The organism is Plantactinospora sp. KLBMP9567, from assembly GCF_033446045.1.
Taxonomy (GTDB): Bacteria; Actinomycetota; Actinomycetes; order Mycobacteriales; family Micromonosporaceae; genus Plantactinospora.
Map to the genome: position 1 here is coordinate 184,354 of NZ_JAWQRR010000042.1, position 14,751 is coordinate 199,104.

At 71.1% G+C, this 14,751-nt stretch carries 15 protein-coding genes and 1 pseudogene; 8 read left to right on the forward strand and 8 right to left on the reverse strand.

Translation table 11 applies throughout. From position 1 onward, the window contains the following. Nucleotides 1-68 precede the first annotated feature (68 nt). From R6Y94_RS32050 to R6Y94_RS32070, 5 genes and pseudogenes are all read left to right on the forward strand, one after another. Entirely contained in the window at nt 69-752 is a 684-nt protein-coding gene (locus R6Y94_RS32050) for a hypothetical protein (RefSeq protein ID WP_318399708.1), read from the forward strand. A 161-nt stretch (nt 753-913) separates the two neighbouring features. Then, nucleotides 914-1,750, forward strand: a complete 837-nt coding sequence (locus R6Y94_RS32055) for a CPBP family intramembrane glutamic endopeptidase (protein WP_318399710.1) — start codon at nt 914-916, stop codon at nt 1,748-1,750. Beyond that, nucleotides 1,747-2,901 (forward strand): histidine kinase, encoded by a 1,155-nt coding sequence (locus R6Y94_RS32060; protein ID WP_318399712.1) that lies wholly within the window; start codon nt 1,747-1,749, stop codon nt 2,899-2,901. Before R6Y94_RS32055 ends, R6Y94_RS32060 begins: the two co-directional genes overlap by 4 nt. Continuing rightward, the gene (locus tag R6Y94_RS32065; RefSeq protein ID WP_318399714.1) at nt 2,898-3,557 is read left to right on the forward strand and encodes a response regulator transcription factor; all 660 of its coding nucleotides are present in this window, start codon (nt 2,898-2,900) and stop codon (nt 3,555-3,557) included. The genes R6Y94_RS32060 and R6Y94_RS32065 overlap by 4 nt, the downstream gene beginning before the upstream one ends. 127 nt (nt 3,558-3,684) lie before the next feature. Next, nucleotides 3,685-4,193: pseudogene (locus tag R6Y94_RS32070) on the forward strand (short-chain dehydrogenase); the annotation flags it as partial. Between the two features lie 133 nt (nt 4,194-4,326). On the opposite strand, the gene R6Y94_RS32075 reads toward R6Y94_RS32070, so the two are convergent. Further along, on the reverse strand, nt 4,327-4,830 hold the full coding sequence (locus tag R6Y94_RS32075; protein WP_318399716.1) for a DUF6010 family protein: 504 nt from the start codon (nt 4,828-4,830) through the stop codon (nt 4,327-4,329). A gap of 82 nt (nt 4,831-4,912) precedes the next feature. Here R6Y94_RS32075 and R6Y94_RS32080 point away from each other — a divergent pair, with 82 nt between their 5' ends. Beyond that, nucleotides 4,913-5,923 carry a GlxA family transcriptional regulator gene (locus tag R6Y94_RS32080; protein ID WP_318399718.1) on the forward strand — a complete coding sequence of 337 codons (1,011 nt, stop codon included), beginning with the start codon at nt 4,913-4,915 and terminating at the stop codon, nt 5,921-5,923. Nucleotides 5,924-5,942: 19 nt separating this feature from the next. Here R6Y94_RS32080 and R6Y94_RS32085 read toward each other — a convergent pair whose 3' ends face one another. From R6Y94_RS32085 to R6Y94_RS32115, 7 genes are all read right to left on the reverse strand, one after another. Continuing rightward, on the reverse strand, nt 5,943-6,791 hold the full coding sequence (locus tag R6Y94_RS32085; protein WP_318399720.1) for an ABC transporter permease subunit: 849 nt from the start codon (nt 6,789-6,791) through the stop codon (nt 5,943-5,945). Continuing rightward, a complete protein-coding gene (locus R6Y94_RS32090) occupies nt 6,788-7,786 on the reverse strand; it encodes an ABC transporter ATP-binding protein (RefSeq protein WP_318399722.1) in 999 nt (332 codons plus the stop codon). Before R6Y94_RS32090 ends, R6Y94_RS32085 begins: the two co-directional genes overlap by 4 nt. Next, the gene (locus R6Y94_RS32095) at nt 7,783-8,871 is read right to left on the reverse strand and encodes a hypothetical protein (protein WP_318399724.1); all 1,089 of its coding nucleotides are present in this window, start codon (nt 8,869-8,871) and stop codon (nt 7,783-7,785) included. The genes R6Y94_RS32090 and R6Y94_RS32095 overlap by 4 nt, the downstream gene beginning before the upstream one ends. Next, on the reverse strand, nt 8,855-9,379 hold the full coding sequence (locus R6Y94_RS32100) for a sigma-70 family RNA polymerase sigma factor (RefSeq protein ID WP_318399726.1): 525 nt from the start codon (nt 9,377-9,379) through the stop codon (nt 8,855-8,857). Before R6Y94_RS32100 ends, R6Y94_RS32095 begins: the two co-directional genes overlap by 17 nt. 391 nt (nt 9,380-9,770) lie before the next feature. Continuing rightward, the gene (locus R6Y94_RS32105; RefSeq protein WP_318399727.1) at nt 9,771-10,550 is read right to left on the reverse strand and encodes an ABC transporter ATP-binding protein; all 780 of its coding nucleotides are present in this window, start codon (nt 10,548-10,550) and stop codon (nt 9,771-9,773) included. 28 nt (nt 10,551-10,578) lie between these two features. Next, nucleotides 10,579-11,367 (reverse strand): ABC transporter permease, encoded by a 789-nt coding sequence (locus R6Y94_RS32110; RefSeq protein WP_318399729.1) that lies wholly within the window; start codon nt 11,365-11,367, stop codon nt 10,579-10,581. Nucleotides 11,368-11,562: 195 nt separating this feature from the next. Next, on the reverse strand, nt 11,563-12,573 hold the full coding sequence (locus R6Y94_RS32115) for an ABC transporter substrate-binding protein (protein ID WP_318399731.1): 1,011 nt from the start codon (nt 12,571-12,573) through the stop codon (nt 11,563-11,565). Nucleotides 12,574-13,029: 456 nt separating this feature from the next. On the opposite strand from R6Y94_RS32115, the gene R6Y94_RS32120 reads away from it, so the two are divergent. Both R6Y94_RS32120 and R6Y94_RS32125 read left to right on the forward strand, forming a co-directional pair. Then, nucleotides 13,030-13,773, forward strand: a complete 744-nt coding sequence (locus R6Y94_RS32120; protein ID WP_318399733.1) for a GntR family transcriptional regulator — start codon at nt 13,030-13,032, stop codon at nt 13,771-13,773. Between the two features lie 37 nt (nt 13,774-13,810). Next, entirely contained in the window at nt 13,811-14,749 is a 939-nt protein-coding gene (locus R6Y94_RS32125; RefSeq protein WP_318399735.1) for a DUF6282 family protein, read from the forward strand. Nucleotides 14,750-14,751 lie beyond the last annotated feature (2 nt).

The following is a 14,751-nucleotide window of genomic DNA, read 5'->3' on the forward strand; positions in this document are numbered from 1 at the left end:
GTGAAAGCCGGCTGCTGTCCTGGATGGACGGATGGCCGGCTGACGGAGGCCTGTGTGACACTCGTTGCGTGACCTGGCCTCCACCGCCGGGCCCGCCCGGCTATCCGGGCGTGCCCCCACCGCAGACCGGCATCGCCGTGCCAGCACCGGCCCCGCCGAAGTCCAACGGGCCGCTCATCATCGGCCTGGTCGGTGGGATCCTGGCCCTGTGCCTGGTCGGAGTCTGCGGGGTCGCGGCGGTCGGCGTGGTGATCAACAACCGGAAGGACAGTTCGCGGACCACCGTCGGAAGCACCTACCCGCCACCCGAGGCGGTCCGCACGACCGCGCCGGCACCGCCGACCAGGCCGGCGCCGCCACCGCCGCCGGCCAGCATCGGGCAGTGCATCGGCGTCGACCAGGCCGGGAACTTCCTCGGGGTCGGCAACTGCAACGGCACCAGCGGCACCTACCGGGTGGTGTCGGTCGACTACGACCAGCGCAACTGCGCCGACCCCGACGCCCCCTACATCACCGAAGACGGATATCGGCTCTGTCTGGAGCGCCACCTGGTGCGCTTCTTCTGCTACCGGTTCCCGAAGGGTGACGGCTGGATCGTCCACGCGCCGAAGTGCAAGGCGAAGGGCACGGTTCACATCATCGACATAGTCCCAGGCGCATCCAACGGTGACAGGTGCACGCGGGACCACAGGTGGAACCGCTGGTACCGGTTCACACATCCGACCGTCGTCTACTGCGTCATGCAGTACTGACGCCTGTCGCGGCGCCGTCCGCGTCTTCCGCGGCAACGCTTGTCCCCCGGGCGAGCTACCAAGGAGTGTCCACCGTGCGGTGACGATTCCGGGCCGACGAATCCATAGCGTTCGAGACAGCCACGGCGCTTCGGCCGTGGCCTTCTCGCGAAGGAGTCGTCATGCGACTGTTGAAGCAGTTCGGGGCCGTCGCGGCGGTCGCCCTCGCCGGCAGCCTGGCCGTCGGTGCGGTGCGGGGAAACCCGTTCCTCACCCTGGGTCTCGGTCTCGCGACCGCGGTGCTCGCGTTGCTCACGTACGCGTGGGTGGTGCGGCGCACCGAGCGTCGGGCGCCGGTGGAGGTGGCCGGGAAAGGCGCTGGTGCTGCCGTCGGCCGGGGACTGCTGATCGGTGTCGGGATGTTCGCGGCTGTCATCGCGAACATCGCGCTGCTCGGCGGCTATCGGATCGACGGCATGGGCTCGGCGGCGGGCGCACTGGCGCTGCTCGGTTTCATGGCCGCAGCTGCCGTGACGGAGGAGCTGATCTTTCGCGGCATCCTGTTCCGGATCGTCGAGGAGCGTATCGGCACGTGGGGATCGCTGGTGCTGACCGGCCTGCTGTTCGGCCTGGCGCACCTGTTCAACGCGCACGCCACCCTGTGGGGCGCGATCGCCATCGCGGTCGAGGCCGGTGGCATGCTCGCCGCCGCGTACGCCGCCACCCGCACCCTGTGGCTGCCGATCGGCCTGCACTTCGGCTGGAACTTCGCCCAGGCCGGCGTCTTCGGCACCACCGCCTCCGGCAGGACCGGGCCGGAGGGTCTGCTGGACGGCGTACTGTCCGGGCCGACCCTGCTCAGCGGCGGCGGGTTCGGGCCGGAGGCGAGCCTGTACGCGGTGCTGGCCGGCGTGGTGCTGACCATCGTGTTCATGTGGCTGGCCCGCCGGCGTGGCCACCTGGTGCCCCGCCGCCGGCGCTCCGCCCGGACCGACCCGACCGCTACGCTCGCGCGGTGATCGACCTTCGACGGGTCCCGGACCGGTGGCGGCGGTATGACGTCACGGTCCGGGATCTCCCGTTCGCGCTGCTGCTCGCCGTCGCGTCGCTGCTGCCGGCGTTCCACGGCCAGGGGACCCAGGTCGGCGACCTGCCAACCCGCCCCTTCGACGCGCTGGCCGTCGCGGTGATCGCCCTGCAGGCCCTACCGCTGGCGGTACGCCGGCGGTGGCCGGCCGTGTGTCTGGTCCTGGTGTCGCTCGGCTTCGTCGGCGACCAGCTTCTCGGTTACCACGCGTTCGCGGGCACCGCGCTGCCGATCGCCCTGCTGAGCGCGGGCGCCTACCTGGAACGTCACCGGCGTGCCGCGGCGGTGCTGCTCTCCGCGGCGTACCTGCCGCTGGCGGTCGCGCTGCACCGGCTCGGCGCCACCGAGCCGGTGGAGGGATTCGTGGTGTTCTACCTGGCGCTGGTCCTCGCCTGGGGAATCGGATCGTGGCTGCGATCCACCCGGGCCGCCGAGGCCGAGCGCCGGCACCGCGTCGCCGAGGCCACCCGCACCGCCGAACGCACCCGCATCGCCCGGGAACTCCACGACGTGGTGACCCACCATGTGACGGCGATGGTCGTGCAGGCGGAGGCGGCACGATACCTGACCGCCGCCCCCGCCCGGCTCGACGAGACCCTCAGCGCCATCACCGACACCGGCCGGCGGGCCATCACCGATTTGCGACACCTGCTCGACCTGCTCAACCCCGACCACGGGACCGACGCCAGGATGCCGTCCGTCGGCGACCTTCCCGGGCTGGTGGAGCAGACGCGCCGGGCCGGGCAGCCGGTGGAGTTCACCGAGCAGGGCAGGCCGGCGGAGTCGACCGGCAGCGCCGAGATGGCGGCCTACCGGGTGGTGCAGGAGGCCCTGACGAACGCCCTCAAATACGCTCACGGCAGCCGCACCGTGGTCCAGGTGCAGCACGGCGCAAGGGAGATCACCGTGGAGGTCAGCACCGACGGTTCCGAGTCGCGGACCGCCTCGCCCGGCGGAAGCGGACGGGGCCTGGCCGGGCTCCGCGAACGCGTCGACGTGCTGGGCGGCGAGTTCAGCGCGGACCGGCAGCCGGGCGGCGGCTTCGTCGTGCGGGCCCGCATCCCCGCGGGGAGCCGCTCGTGACCACGCCGGTCCGGGTACTGGTCTGTGACGACCAGGCGCTGATCCGCACCGGGTTCTCGACGATCATCGACGCGCAGCCCGACCTCGAGGTGGTGGGCGAGTGCGGGGACGGGCGCGGCGCGGTCGACCTCGCCGGCCGGCTGCATCCGGACGTGGTGGTGATGGACGTACGGATGCCGGTACTCGACGGCATCCAGGCGACCCGCCTGCTGGCCGGGGTCGGGGTGGCGCAACCGGTCAAGGTGCTCGTGGTGACGACGTTCAACCTGGACGAGTACGTGTACGAGGCGCTGCGCGCGGGGGCGAGCGGATTCCTGCTCAAGGACGCCCCGCCGGCACAACTGCTGCACGGCATCCGCACCGTCGCGACCGGTGCCGCACTGCTGGCACCCGAGGTGACCCGGCAACTCGTCGGCAGGTACGCGGCGCGGATCCGTCCCGCCGAGGGCATGCCGGACGGCGCCGGGTTGACCCCGCGCGAACTGGAGGTGCTGCGCCTCATCGCCAACGGCCTGTCCAACAGCGAGATCGCCACGACCCTGGTGATCAGTCAGGAGACCGTCAAGACGTACGTGTCGCGCATCCTCACCAAGCTCGACCTGCGCGACCGCGTACAGGCGGTGGTCTACGCCTACCGCAGCGGCCTGGTGACCTGAGACTTCCGCCGGCCGGCCCGTGTCACCCGCTCGGTCGGTACGCCCGTCGAGAGGAGTGCCCGGGGTCACCGGCCGGGCGGATCGAATCAGACATCGGTTGTCAGGTAGCGATGCCACGATCAGAACCACGAGTCACTTCGCGCTCCCGCTGCTGATCCGGAACCCGGGCGGGCTCGTGGTCGAGATGACCGACGGCACCTTCGAATACAACCGTGCGTACCGTCACCGGGTGGGCGTCTACTACGACCTGGTCAAGGGGGCGGTGGAACGGCTCACGCTGGCGCAGAGCCACGAGCCGGCGCCGTACGCGAGCGCGGCGGTCGCGGTGACTCCGGGAGGCTGCGGTCGGAGCTGATGCTCGACCTGTTCGGAGTGACCGAAGCGAACTGGCGGGAGGCGGCGGTCAAGGAGGCCCGCCTCGTCATCTCCGAGTCGCCGACCTACGTCGGCCGGGGAGTCGCCGCGCTCGCCGCCGATCCCGACCGGGCGCGCCGGTCGGGTACGTCCGTCTCCAGCGGCCAGCTCGCCCGGGTCTACGGGTTCACGGACGTGGACGGCAGCCAACCCGACGCGTGGCGATACATCGTGGAGGTGCAGGATGCCGGCAGGCCCGCCGACGCCACCGGCTACCGGTGAGGCAGGACCGTGTCCGCCGGACCACGGTGCCCTGCGGGCAGCCGCCTGCCATCCTCTGCCCGGATGAGCAACGATCCTGCCGACGAGGTGCAGCGGGTGGCGGGTCGGCTCAGGCGGACAACATCCCGTTCTTCTACCCGGGATTCGCCCGGCGGGCACGCGGCCCCGCCGAAGGCGAAGCCGTGCTGTACGTCCAGGCCGACGATTTGGATCGCCGGCCGAGTCGCTGACCCAGGCGAAGCCTGACCGGCCGCCACGGCCGGGCGTGGCGCCAGACGGAGGGACCGCCCGCGAGGCACCAGATGGCGATCACCGGGTCGCAGATCGCACAGCCGAACGAGGAGTCGTGGGCCGAGGGGATGATCGGCTCACCGCGTAGGTGGTGCACGACGTCCCAGGCGGTGTGCAGCAACCAGCCCGCCCCGATGAACGTCCACGACTCCAGCCCGCGATAGGCCAGGTAGGTGAGCACGGCGGTGAACGCGAACTCCCCGATTCCCAACCCGCCGCCGCTGAGATAGGCCGCTCCCGCCCCGCCGAGCATGACCGCGTTGAAACGGCGGCGGTGCGGCTCGGCGATCAGGGAGTTCACCAGGACGTAGAGCACACCGATGAACAGCGGCACGAGGACGGTCATGGTCACAAAACGTAGGTGTGGCAGTCGTCGACCGGCAGTGGCTGGCGAGACAGCCACCGACGGATTCCAGCCAGAATGGGGTATGCATCGCGTCGTGATCCTCGCCTTCGACGGCGTGGTCCCGTTCGACCTGTCCGTGCCGATCGAGGTCTTCGGCCGCGCTCGGCTGGCCGACGGCCGCCCCGCGTACCAGCTTCGGGTCTGCGCGGCCGCCGACGAGGTCCGGGCCGGGCCGATCACCATCCGTGCCCCGTACGGGTTGCCCACGCTGGCCGAAGCCGACACGGTCGTCGTCCCCGGTGTCGCCGACATCGACGCCCCGATCCCGCCCGGACTCGTCGCGGCGCTCGCCGCCGCGACCGGCCGGCTGGTCTCCATCTGTACCGGTGCCTTCCTCCTGGCCGCCGCCGGACTGCTCGACGGTCGCCGGGCCACCACGCACTGGGCTGCCGCCGCGCAGCTGGCTCGTCGCCACCCCGCCGTCGAGGTCGACCCGGAGGTGCTGTTCGTCGACGACGGGTCGGTACTGACCTCGGCGGGTGCCGCCGCAGGACTGGATCTCTGCCTGCACCTCGTACGGCGTGACCACGGCGCCGCGGTCGCCGCGCAGACCGCGCGAACCTCGGTCATGCCGCTGGAGCGGGCCGGTGGCCAGGCGCAGTTCATCGCGCACGAGCCACCGACCCCGGCCGGGATCTCCCTGCAACCACTGCTGACCTGGCTGACCGACAATCTCCACGCCCCACTGACCCTGGCCGCCATTGCCCGCGAAGCGTCGATGAGCACCCGGTCGCTGAGCCGGCACTTCCGCGACCAGACCGGAAGCACCCCCATGCAGTGGCTCAACCGGCAGCGCATCCGCCGCGCGCAACTCCTGCTGGAGACCGGCGACCAGCCGGTGGAACACGTCGGCGATCTGGTCGGGTTCACCTCGGCGACGGCGTTCCGGGAGCGGTTCCGGCAGATCGTCGGCGTGAGCCCGCGCCACTACCGCCTGGCGTTCTCGTCCGGCGCGCGGCCCGCCGTCATGCCTGCCCGCCGCGCCCGCCCTGGCCCGGGCGGACGCCCGGGCGCGGCTACGAGGTCGCGGTGAAGCTCGGGTGGCCGGCTGCTCAAAGGTCCCGGCGCTGGAAGGACACCGCCGCGAGTCCGAGGGCGAGGGCGATCCAGAGGCCGGTCCAGGCGAGATAGGTGGGGGTGAGGGCCGCCTCGCTCAGGAAGGGATGCCCCTTGAACGCCTCCTGGAACTGGATCAGCAGGGTCGGGTCCTGGAAGGCGTTCATGGCTCCGCGCCACAGGCCGTCGGTCGGGAGCAGCATCCGGGAGACGGTGCCGATCCGGGCCACGCTCTCGTTGCCGAGCGCTTCGCCGAACGCGCCGACCACGCCGCCGATCCAGGTGGCGCCGAAGAGCCCGACCGCCACGATGCCCGACGCCATCGGAGAGACGGCGGTGGAGAGCAGCAGGCCGAGGGTGAGCAGGACCGCGGCCTGCGCGGCGAGCAGTGCCAGACCGGTCACCGGCCGGGGTGGCCAGTAGCCCGTGGTGGTTCGGACGATGAGGAGTTGGGCGAGTCCGGCCACGGCCACGAAGCCGCCGCCGAAGGTCACGAGCCCCAGCCACTTGCCCAGCAGCACCGCCGAGCGGCGGACCGGTCGGGCCAGGACGGAAAGCGCGATCCCGGTTTCGGTCTCACCGGCCAGGGTGGGACCGGCGAGGAACGCCGTGCCGAGCGCGGCGGTCAGGCTCAGGCCGAACATCACCAGGTTCAGCACCATCGCGGCCGCCAGCCGGGCCTCTCCGGTGGTCAACCCGCCGAACGTGGCGTCGATCCGGGAGAACCCGAAGGCGCTGACCGCGAGCAGTACGACCGTCAGCGCGATGAGCGCGAGCAGTACCCGCCGGCGGGTGGCCTCCTTGACGGTGAGCGTGGCGACGGTGAAGACGGTACGGGCGGTCATCCGTGCTCCTCGGTAGGGTTGGTACGCAGGATGTCGAGCAGCCGCTGTTCGAGGCTGATCCGCCCCGGCTCGACGGCGTGTACGCGTACCCCGAGGCTGACCAGATCCGCCACGAGGTCGGGCACGTCGGTGCCGTCCTGCTCTGCGGGGAGGGTCACGGTGAACGCGTCCCCGGTACGGGTGAGCGGGCCGGCGGCGGCCAGCCGGGCCTCCGCCTGCGCGCCCACCCCGTCGAGGCGAAGTCGCAGCTCACGCTGGCCGAGCAGCTCCGGCAGGGTACCGGATGCGGCGACCCGGCCCTTGTCGAGGATGACGACCCGGTCGCAGACCCGCTCCACCTCGCCGATGAGGTGGGAGTTGAGCAGGACGGCGACCCCGCGAGCCTTGAGGGAGAGCAGCAGGTCCCGCACGTCGGCCCGGCCGACAGGATCGAGGGCGCTCGTCGGCTCGTCGAGGATGACGAGTTCGGGGCGGGCCACCAGCGCCACGGCCAGCCCGAGGCGCTGCTGCATGCCCTTGGAGAAGCCGCCCACCCGGTCGCCGGCACGGTCGGCGAGGCCCACCATGGCCAGGCATTCCTGCCGCTCCACAGCCGGCACCGTGGCGCCGGCGAGCCGGGTGTGCAGGGCCAGCACCTCGGCGGCGGACAGCCACGGCTGATACCGGAAAAGCTCCGGTAGGTAGCCGACGTGGGTGCGGGAGTGCGGGTCCCGGGCCGGTCGCCCGAGCAGCAGCACCTCGCCGGCGTCGGGTCGGACGAGACCGAGCAGCATCTTGATGACGGAGGTCTTGCCGGCTCCGTTGGGCCCGAGCAGGCCGACCACCTCGCCGCGCCCGACGGTGAGGGAGACGTCGTCGACCGCGGTCCGGCGCCGGTACCGCTTGCGCAGGCCCGAGCACCACACCGCCGGTGACGGAGGCAGGTCGGCTAGGAGTTGCGCCGCAGCGTCGGGGGAGGGGAGGTCGCCCTGCCGGGTGGTGGGCTCGGATGTCATCGGCCCCACCGCAATCCGCGAGCCACCGACAGCACCTCGTCGGTGCCGAGCGAGCCGGCCACCGCGTTGAGGACGCCGTCCTTGACCCAGAAGACGGCCGCGAGAGTGCCGCCCCTGGTGCTGAGGACGGTGGCCGGTGCGCCGTCGACCTCGGCGGAGAAGCTCGTCTCCTTACCGATCTTCACGATCAGCGGCAGCGTCGTGCCGTCGTCGGTGAAGCCGCGCAACTGCGACGCCACGTCCTCCGGCAGGCCGGGCAGTGAGAGCAGGTAGTCGCGGGCGGTCTCGAACGGGATGCCTGAGGAGTAGACGGCCGGTGCGACCACCCGGCCGACGATCATGGCCGGCCTTCCCTGGGACTGCGACCAGATCGCGGCGAGGCCCGGGCCGGCGGTCATCCTGAACGGGCTGCCCTCAAGGCCCGGCGGCGGTGGGGGCAGCGGCCTGCCGGCGGCCGCCGCGGTCTGCGCCGCCTTCTCCGCCGAGAACGTGAACGTGGCGCTCACCTGGTTGCCGACGTGGAACGCCGGTTCGCCGGTCACACCACGGGGCAGCTTGCGCACCCGAGGCGCGGAGAGGCCGGTGGCCTGCTCCGCCGCGGTGGCATCGGCGACCGGGCGGATGTCGGCGACCTTGGTCACCTTGGCCTCGCCGTACGCCGAGAGGTCCGGCAGCCGGAGCAGATCGGCCTGGGTGACCGTGATCGGCGCGATCCGCTCGGTACGGAAGATCGGCAGCCAGTTCGCGGCGGCGGCGGTGGTGGCCCCGGTCAGCAGCGCGACCGCCGCGACACCGGCGAACAGCGGGCTGCGCAGCGCCGTACGCCATCGCGGTGGGCGGGCGGCCACAGTCACCTGCCGGGGACGGTCCGCGGCGATCGCCCGGGACAGGCGGTGCCAGCCGTGCTCGACGTCGGTGCTGACCTCGACATCGAGCGCCGCACCGGCGAACGCGGCGTCCCGGCGGGCGGCTGCCAGTCCGGACAGGCATTTCGGGCAGTCCGCGACGTGCTCGCGGTCGGCGTCAGCGACGCCGACGGGCTCGTCCACAAGCCGGCGCAACATGCCGTCAGTCGGATGGCGCATGACGGTTCAACTCCTTGCGTAGGGCGGACTCGGCGCGGCGCACGACGGTGCCCACGCTGCCGGGGGACAGTTCAAGAGCGGCCGCCACCTCGGCGTAGCTCAGGCCGCTGTGTCGAAGCACCAGGGCCACGGCCTGCTTGCGGGGCAGCCGTGCCAGCGCCCTGCGCACACGACGGCGCTCGTCGAGGGTCACGACCACGTCCGCGACGTCAGGGCTGACGGCATCACCGACACCGGCGGCCTTCTCCCGGGAGGCGCGACGTCGACCGGTTCGGAGATGGTTCAGTGCGGTGTGCGCCGCGGCGACGCACAACCAGCCCACCGCCTCCGCCGCCGGCACGCGGGAGCGTCCGAACGTCAGGAACACCTCCTGCGCCACGTCCTCGGCCTGGTCCCCGGAGCCGAGCACCCGCGCGGCGACGGCGACTACCCGCGGGTAGGCGGAGCGGAAGACCTGCTCAAGATCGGAACGGACCGCTTTCCGTCCCGGAGGAGTCGACACGGCCACGGCATCCCTCCGTCCGGCTCGTCCGGCCGCCCTGCCACCGCCGGCGGACGGCACCGCAGCGACGGCCGTGGCCAGTACGGTCGCACGGCGCCCGGCGAACTCCACATCTTCCTCCACATCTTCAAAGCACCGCCGGCACCCGAGATGTGACACCAGACGTCGACATGCCCGGCGGAGCGCGTTCGCCGGTTCGTCGGAGCAGAGGACTTCATCGGACGGGACGATCCAGTAACTCTGGGTCACCGGCGGCGGATCGGGGAGGAATCCAACGAGCCGGCCGGCCGGGCGAGAACTCCGCCTGGCCGGCCGGTGGGAAAGGATCTTTCGTGCCGCCCGCTGGCGTGCTCACCGCACCCGGCGGCGGCTGGTGGCCGGGGCGGCCGGGTGGAGGTCAGCCGGCGGTCGAGGCCGCCGGCATGTGGTCGCTGAGCAGCAGTTGGTGCAGCTCGGCGGAGGCGGCGGCGACATCCTCCAGGTGGGCGTTGTGCCCGAACGAGCGCGGACGCGGGATGTCGATGTCGACGAGCTTGCGCAGCCGGCCGGGCCGGGCACTCAGTACCGCCACCCGGTCGGCGAGCAGCACCGCCTCCTGGATGGAGTGGGTCACGAAGACCACGGTGGTGCCCAGTTCCATGTGGATGCGCTGCAACTCGACGGCCAGCTCCTCTCGGGTCAGCGCGTCCAGCGCGGAGAACGGCTCGTCCATCAGCAGCACCTTGGGCCGCTGGATGAGGGCCCGGCAGAGCGAGACCCGTTGCTGCATGCCGCCGGAGAGTTCATGTGGAAGGCGGTCGGCGAAGCCACTCAGGCCGGTCATCTCCAGCAGCCGCTCGGCGTGCTCGCGGTGCTCGGCCCGCCGCCAGCGGAAGATCTCCACCGGCAGCAGCACGTTGTTCCGTACGCTGCGCCACGGCAGCAGCGCCGGGCGCTGGAACACCATCGCGACGTCCCGGCGGGGCCGACCGACCGGCTCGCCAGCGACCATTACCTCGCCCCGGCTCGGCCGGATCAGCCCGGCGATGATCCGCAGCAGCGTGGACTTGCCGCAGCCGGACCGGCCGATCACCGCCAGGAACTCGCCGTTGCCGACATCGAGGTTGATGTCGCGCAGCGCCTCCACCGTCCCGGATTTCCCCTGGAAAGTCCGGGACAGTCCGGCAATCTTGATCATTGTGCCCTCCTAGCGAGGTGTGTTCCGGTCACGACGAGATCGCCCGGGCCCACGGCACGAGGATCCGCTCCAGCGCCGCGACCAGGTAGAACAGCCCGGCGCCCATGATGGCCAGCAGGGTCAGCGCGGCGAAGGCCAGCGGCGTGTCCGCGGACTGGCTGGAACTGACGACGACCGAGCCGAGCCCGCGGTCGGGGTTGGTGAGTTCACCGATGACCGCCCCGATGATGGCCAGCGAGGAGGCCACCTTCAAACCGACGAAGACCTGCGGCAGTGCCCAGGTCAGCCGGACCTTCAGGAAGGTCTGCCACCACGAGGAGGAGAGCGAGTGGGCGAGTTCGCGCAGGTCGTTGGGGACGGAGGTCAGCCCGGCCATGGTGGAGACCAGGACCGGGAAGAAGCAGAGCAGCACGACCATGACGACCTTGGCCTGGGTGTTCAAGCCGATCCAGACGATGAGCAGGGGGGCGAGCGCGGCCTTCGGCACGGCGTTGACCGCGGCGATCAGCGGCATGGTCATCCGCTCGATCGTGCGCGAGGCGGCGAAGAGGACCGCGACGGCCGCTCCGCCGATCGAGCCGATGGCGAAGCCGACGACCGTCTCCATCAGCGTCACTCCGGCCTGTTCGACCAGGTGACCGGAGAGCCGCTGGAACGCGTCCACCACGTCCGGGGGTGCGGGTAGCCAGAACGGTTCGATGCTGAAGACGATGGTGACCAACCACCAGAGCGCGAGCGCCAGCAGCGTACCCAGCGCGGGGAGCCCGGCGTTGACCCAGAGACGTCGCAGCCCGGCGTCGGTCCTCTTGTCAGTCATGGTGAATCCCGTAGGGTCCTTTCGGGCGGCGATGAACGTGGTGTTCGAGGTGCCGGGCAGCGCCCGGCGGTGGGACGAAGAAGGGACGGCAGCCGCTCCGACCACCGTCCCCTGTCCGTCAGGTGCGCCCGACCGCTGGCGAGGAGCTCTCGACAGCGGTCGAGATCGTGCTGGTCGTTGTCAAGGCAGGCGTCGTCAGGTCTTCGGCACGACGTTGAGGTCGACCACGCTGGCCGGGCTGAGTCCGGCCGGCATCAGGCCGGAGCCCTGCAGGATGGCGATGGTCCGCGCCACCCGCCCCTCGTCCATCGAACCGATCGGGGCGCCGCCGGCCGGCACGACGTACGGGGTCATCGCCTTGATCTCGCCGACCCCGGAGGCCACCGGGTACGTCGGCTCCGCCTTGTTCAGGATCGTCGCCGCCTCCTCCGGGTGGTCGACGGTGTACTGCAGGCCCTTCAGCAGGGCACCGGTGAACCGGCGGACCAGGTCCGAGTCCTTCTCGATCAGGCCGGGGGTGGTGATGATGGCGTTGCCGAACAGGTCCCGCAGGTAGTCGCTGTACGGCAGGACGACGACCTCCTTCTTGGAGGCCGCCGCCAGCGCGTCCCGGCTGAGCAGGAAGGTGCCGAGCGCGTCCACCTGGCGGCTCGCCATCAGACCGTTGAGCGCCGTGGCCTGCACACCCTCGATCTTGACGGTCGCCGGGTCGAGGCCGGCCAGCTTGGCGTACGCCGGGAAGAGCAGTTCGGTGACCGAGCCCTTGCCGGTGGCCATGGTCTTGCCGGCCAGGTCGTTCGGGCCGGTGATGTCGGTGTCCTTGGTGGTCATGACCGAGATCAGCGTCTGCTGATGTACGGCGGCCACCGCCCGCCAGTCGGTGAACTCGCCCTTGCCGGCCTGGATCACCGCGCCGGTGAAGTCGAGCGAGGCGAACTGGACCTGCCCCGACTTGAGCGCCGTGAGGTTCTGCGCGTTACCGGCGCCCTTCTTGATGTCGACCTCGATGCCGACCTCGGCGAAGTAGCCCTTCTCCTTCGCGACCCAGGCGAAGGAGTCCCGACCCACGGCCCCGAACGCCGTGATGTAGGCGACCTTGTCGGTCCCCTCGGCGGACGCGCCGTCGCCGTCGTCGCCGCTGCAACCGCTCATGGCCAGCGCCGTGGCGAGCAGCGTTGCCGCCAGGACGCGAGAGCGTCTGAACATTTATGCCTCCAGCTTTCGCTTGTGGATGGGCGGTCCCAACGCACCCGCGCCGAGGATGTGGCCCCTGATCTGAGCGACACCAACCGCGCCGACCCTCGCCCGGTCGAGAATCGTAGATGACTCATGTCTGGCTTGTCACCGACGAAATTGAGCTATTTTTGGGGGCTCTGACCGAGGGCTCCCCGCTGTCGTTGAGACCTTTCCGCAGCTCAGGGCGTTGTTGACAAGGGAAGTTCTGGCAGCAATCCTGTCAACACGATTGTTGATAATCTAGGAGACAATGTTGCGGGCTGGCGGGCTGTACCGGGGGACGGCGAGCGGCGGCGGACACACCGCTCTGGACACTTCCCGGCCTGCCGTCTCCGGGTACGCCCGGTCGGTGGGTCGCGCGGCAACCGTCTGGTCAGGCTGTACGGCCGGCGGGGTGGCCCGTCCGGCATCGACGGTGACCACCTCGTGAGTGACGCCGCACGAACCCCGGCAACCGCCGCACGGCGAGCGGTCGGCACCCCGCGCCGCCCGCCGGCCCGCTCGGCGGACGAGGCGTACCAGGAACTCCGCGAGGCGATCCACCGGGGCGAACTGATGCCCAACGAGCGGCTGATCGAGGTCGAGTTGGCGGCCCGGCTACAGGTCAGCCGGGCGGTGGTCCGGACCGTGCTGGTCCGACTCGTCCAGGACGGACTGGTGGTGAGCACCCCGAACCGGGGCGCACACGTCCGGCTGGTCACCGAGGAGGAGGCGGTCGAGATCCTCCAGGCGCGGGCGGTACTGGAGGCGCTCACCGCGCGGCAGGCGGCACTGCACGCCACCGCCCGGGAGATCACCACCATTCGCCGGGTGCTTGACAGGATGACCCAGAAGCTGGAGCAGGACGACCTGCTCGGCTATTCGGAGGGGAACGCCGACCTGCACGCCGCGATCATCGCGGCGGCCCGGCACGAGACCGCGGCCCGGATGATCGCCGGGCTCCGGGCCCAGCTCGTCCGGTTCCAGTACCGCACCATCCTGGTGCCCAGCAGGCCGGCCCAGTCGCTCGGCGAGCACACCGCGGTCGTGGAGGCGATCGCCAACCGGGACCCGGACGCCGCCGAGGCCGCGATGCGGCGGCATCTCGGGCACGTCGAGTCCACTTTGGCCAACACCGCCTCGGCGGCCCGGCGTGGGGCCGGCCCGTCCGACGGCACCCGTACGGCCTGAACCGGCCATGCCTATCCCTTCTCCTCCAAGGAGCGTCATGTCAGATCACCCCGTCCCGTCCGCCCGTGCCCGTGCCCTGGTGCGGGGGGCGTACGACACCCACGTGCACATCGCACCCGACGTGATGGAGCGGCGCATCGACGACCTCGACCTGGCCGGCCGGTTCGCCGAGGTCGGACTCGCCGGCTTCGTCCTCAAGTCCCACTACGTGCCGACCGCCGAACGCGCGGCCGTGGTACGCAAGGCGATACCAGGAGTGGACGTCCTCGGCGCACTCACCCTGAACGGCACGATCGGCGGGATGAACCCGGCCGCCGTCGAGATCGCCGGCCGGCAGGGCGCCCGAATCATCTGGATGCCCACCGTCGACTCCGGCAACCAACGCCGCAGCACCGCCACCGACCTACCCGGCGCCAAACCGGCAATGTGGGGAGCACTCCAGGCCGACCTGCACGCCCAGGGCATCGTCCCCGACATCGTCGAGGTACTCGACCCGCACGGACACGTACTCGAACGAGTCCGCCAGGTACTCCGGGTCATCGCCCGACACGACCTCGTCCTCGCCACCGGACACCTCAACGGCCCGGAAATCCTCGCCGTGGTCCACGCCGCCAGGCAGGAAGGGGTACGCCGGATCGTCGTCACCCACCCCGAGTTCACCTCACAACGCCTCTCCGCCGACCAGCAACGCGAACTCGCCGAAGCCGGCGCCCTGCTCGAACGCTGCTACACCACCGCGTACACCGGAAAGGTCTCCTGGGACAACCTGTTCGACAACATCCGAACCGTCGGCATCGCACACTCGATACTCTCCAGCGACCTCGGACAACCATTCAACCCACCGGTCGAGGACGGCCTCGCACTCTTCGCCGACCGCCTACTCGAAGCCGGCTTCACCGAGCAGGACATCCAGACGATGGCGGTGGAGAACTCCCGCCGGCTGGCGGTAACCGACGCGGACCGGGTGCCGGCATGACC

Coding starts and splice junctions, on each gene's coding strand:
- R6Y94_RS32055 (WP_318399710.1), top strand. CDS start 914: ATGCGACTGTTGAAGCAGTTCGGGGCCGTCGCGGCGGTCGCCCTCGCC.
- R6Y94_RS32075 (WP_318399716.1), bottom strand. CDS start 4,830: ATGACCGTCCTCGTGCCGCTGTTCATCGGTGTGCTCTACGTCCTGGTG.
- R6Y94_RS32080 (WP_318399718.1), top strand. CDS start 4,913: ATGCATCGCGTCGTGATCCTCGCCTTCGACGGCGTGGTCCCGTTCGAC.
- R6Y94_RS32085 (WP_318399720.1), bottom strand. CDS start 6,791: ATGACCGCCCGTACCGTCTTCACCGTCGCCACGCTCACCGTCAAGGAG.
- R6Y94_RS32090 (WP_318399722.1), bottom strand. CDS start 7,786: ATGACATCCGAGCCCACCACCCGGCAGGGCGACCTCCCCTCCCCCGAC.
- R6Y94_RS32095 (WP_318399724.1), bottom strand. CDS start 8,871: ATGCGCCATCCGACTGACGGCATGTTGCGCCGGCTTGTGGACGAGCCC.
- R6Y94_RS32105 (WP_318399727.1), bottom strand. CDS start 10,550: ATGATCAAGATTGCCGGACTGTCCCGGACTTTCCAGGGGAAATCCGGG.
- R6Y94_RS32110 (WP_318399729.1), bottom strand. CDS start 11,367: ATGACTGACAAGAGGACCGACGCCGGGCTGCGACGTCTCTGGGTCAAC.
- R6Y94_RS32115 (WP_318399731.1), bottom strand. CDS start 12,573: ATGTTCAGACGCTCTCGCGTCCTGGCGGCAACGCTGCTCGCCACGGCG.
- R6Y94_RS32125 (WP_318399735.1), top strand. CDS start 13,811: ATGTCAGATCACCCCGTCCCGTCCGCCCGTGCCCGTGCCCTGGTGCGG.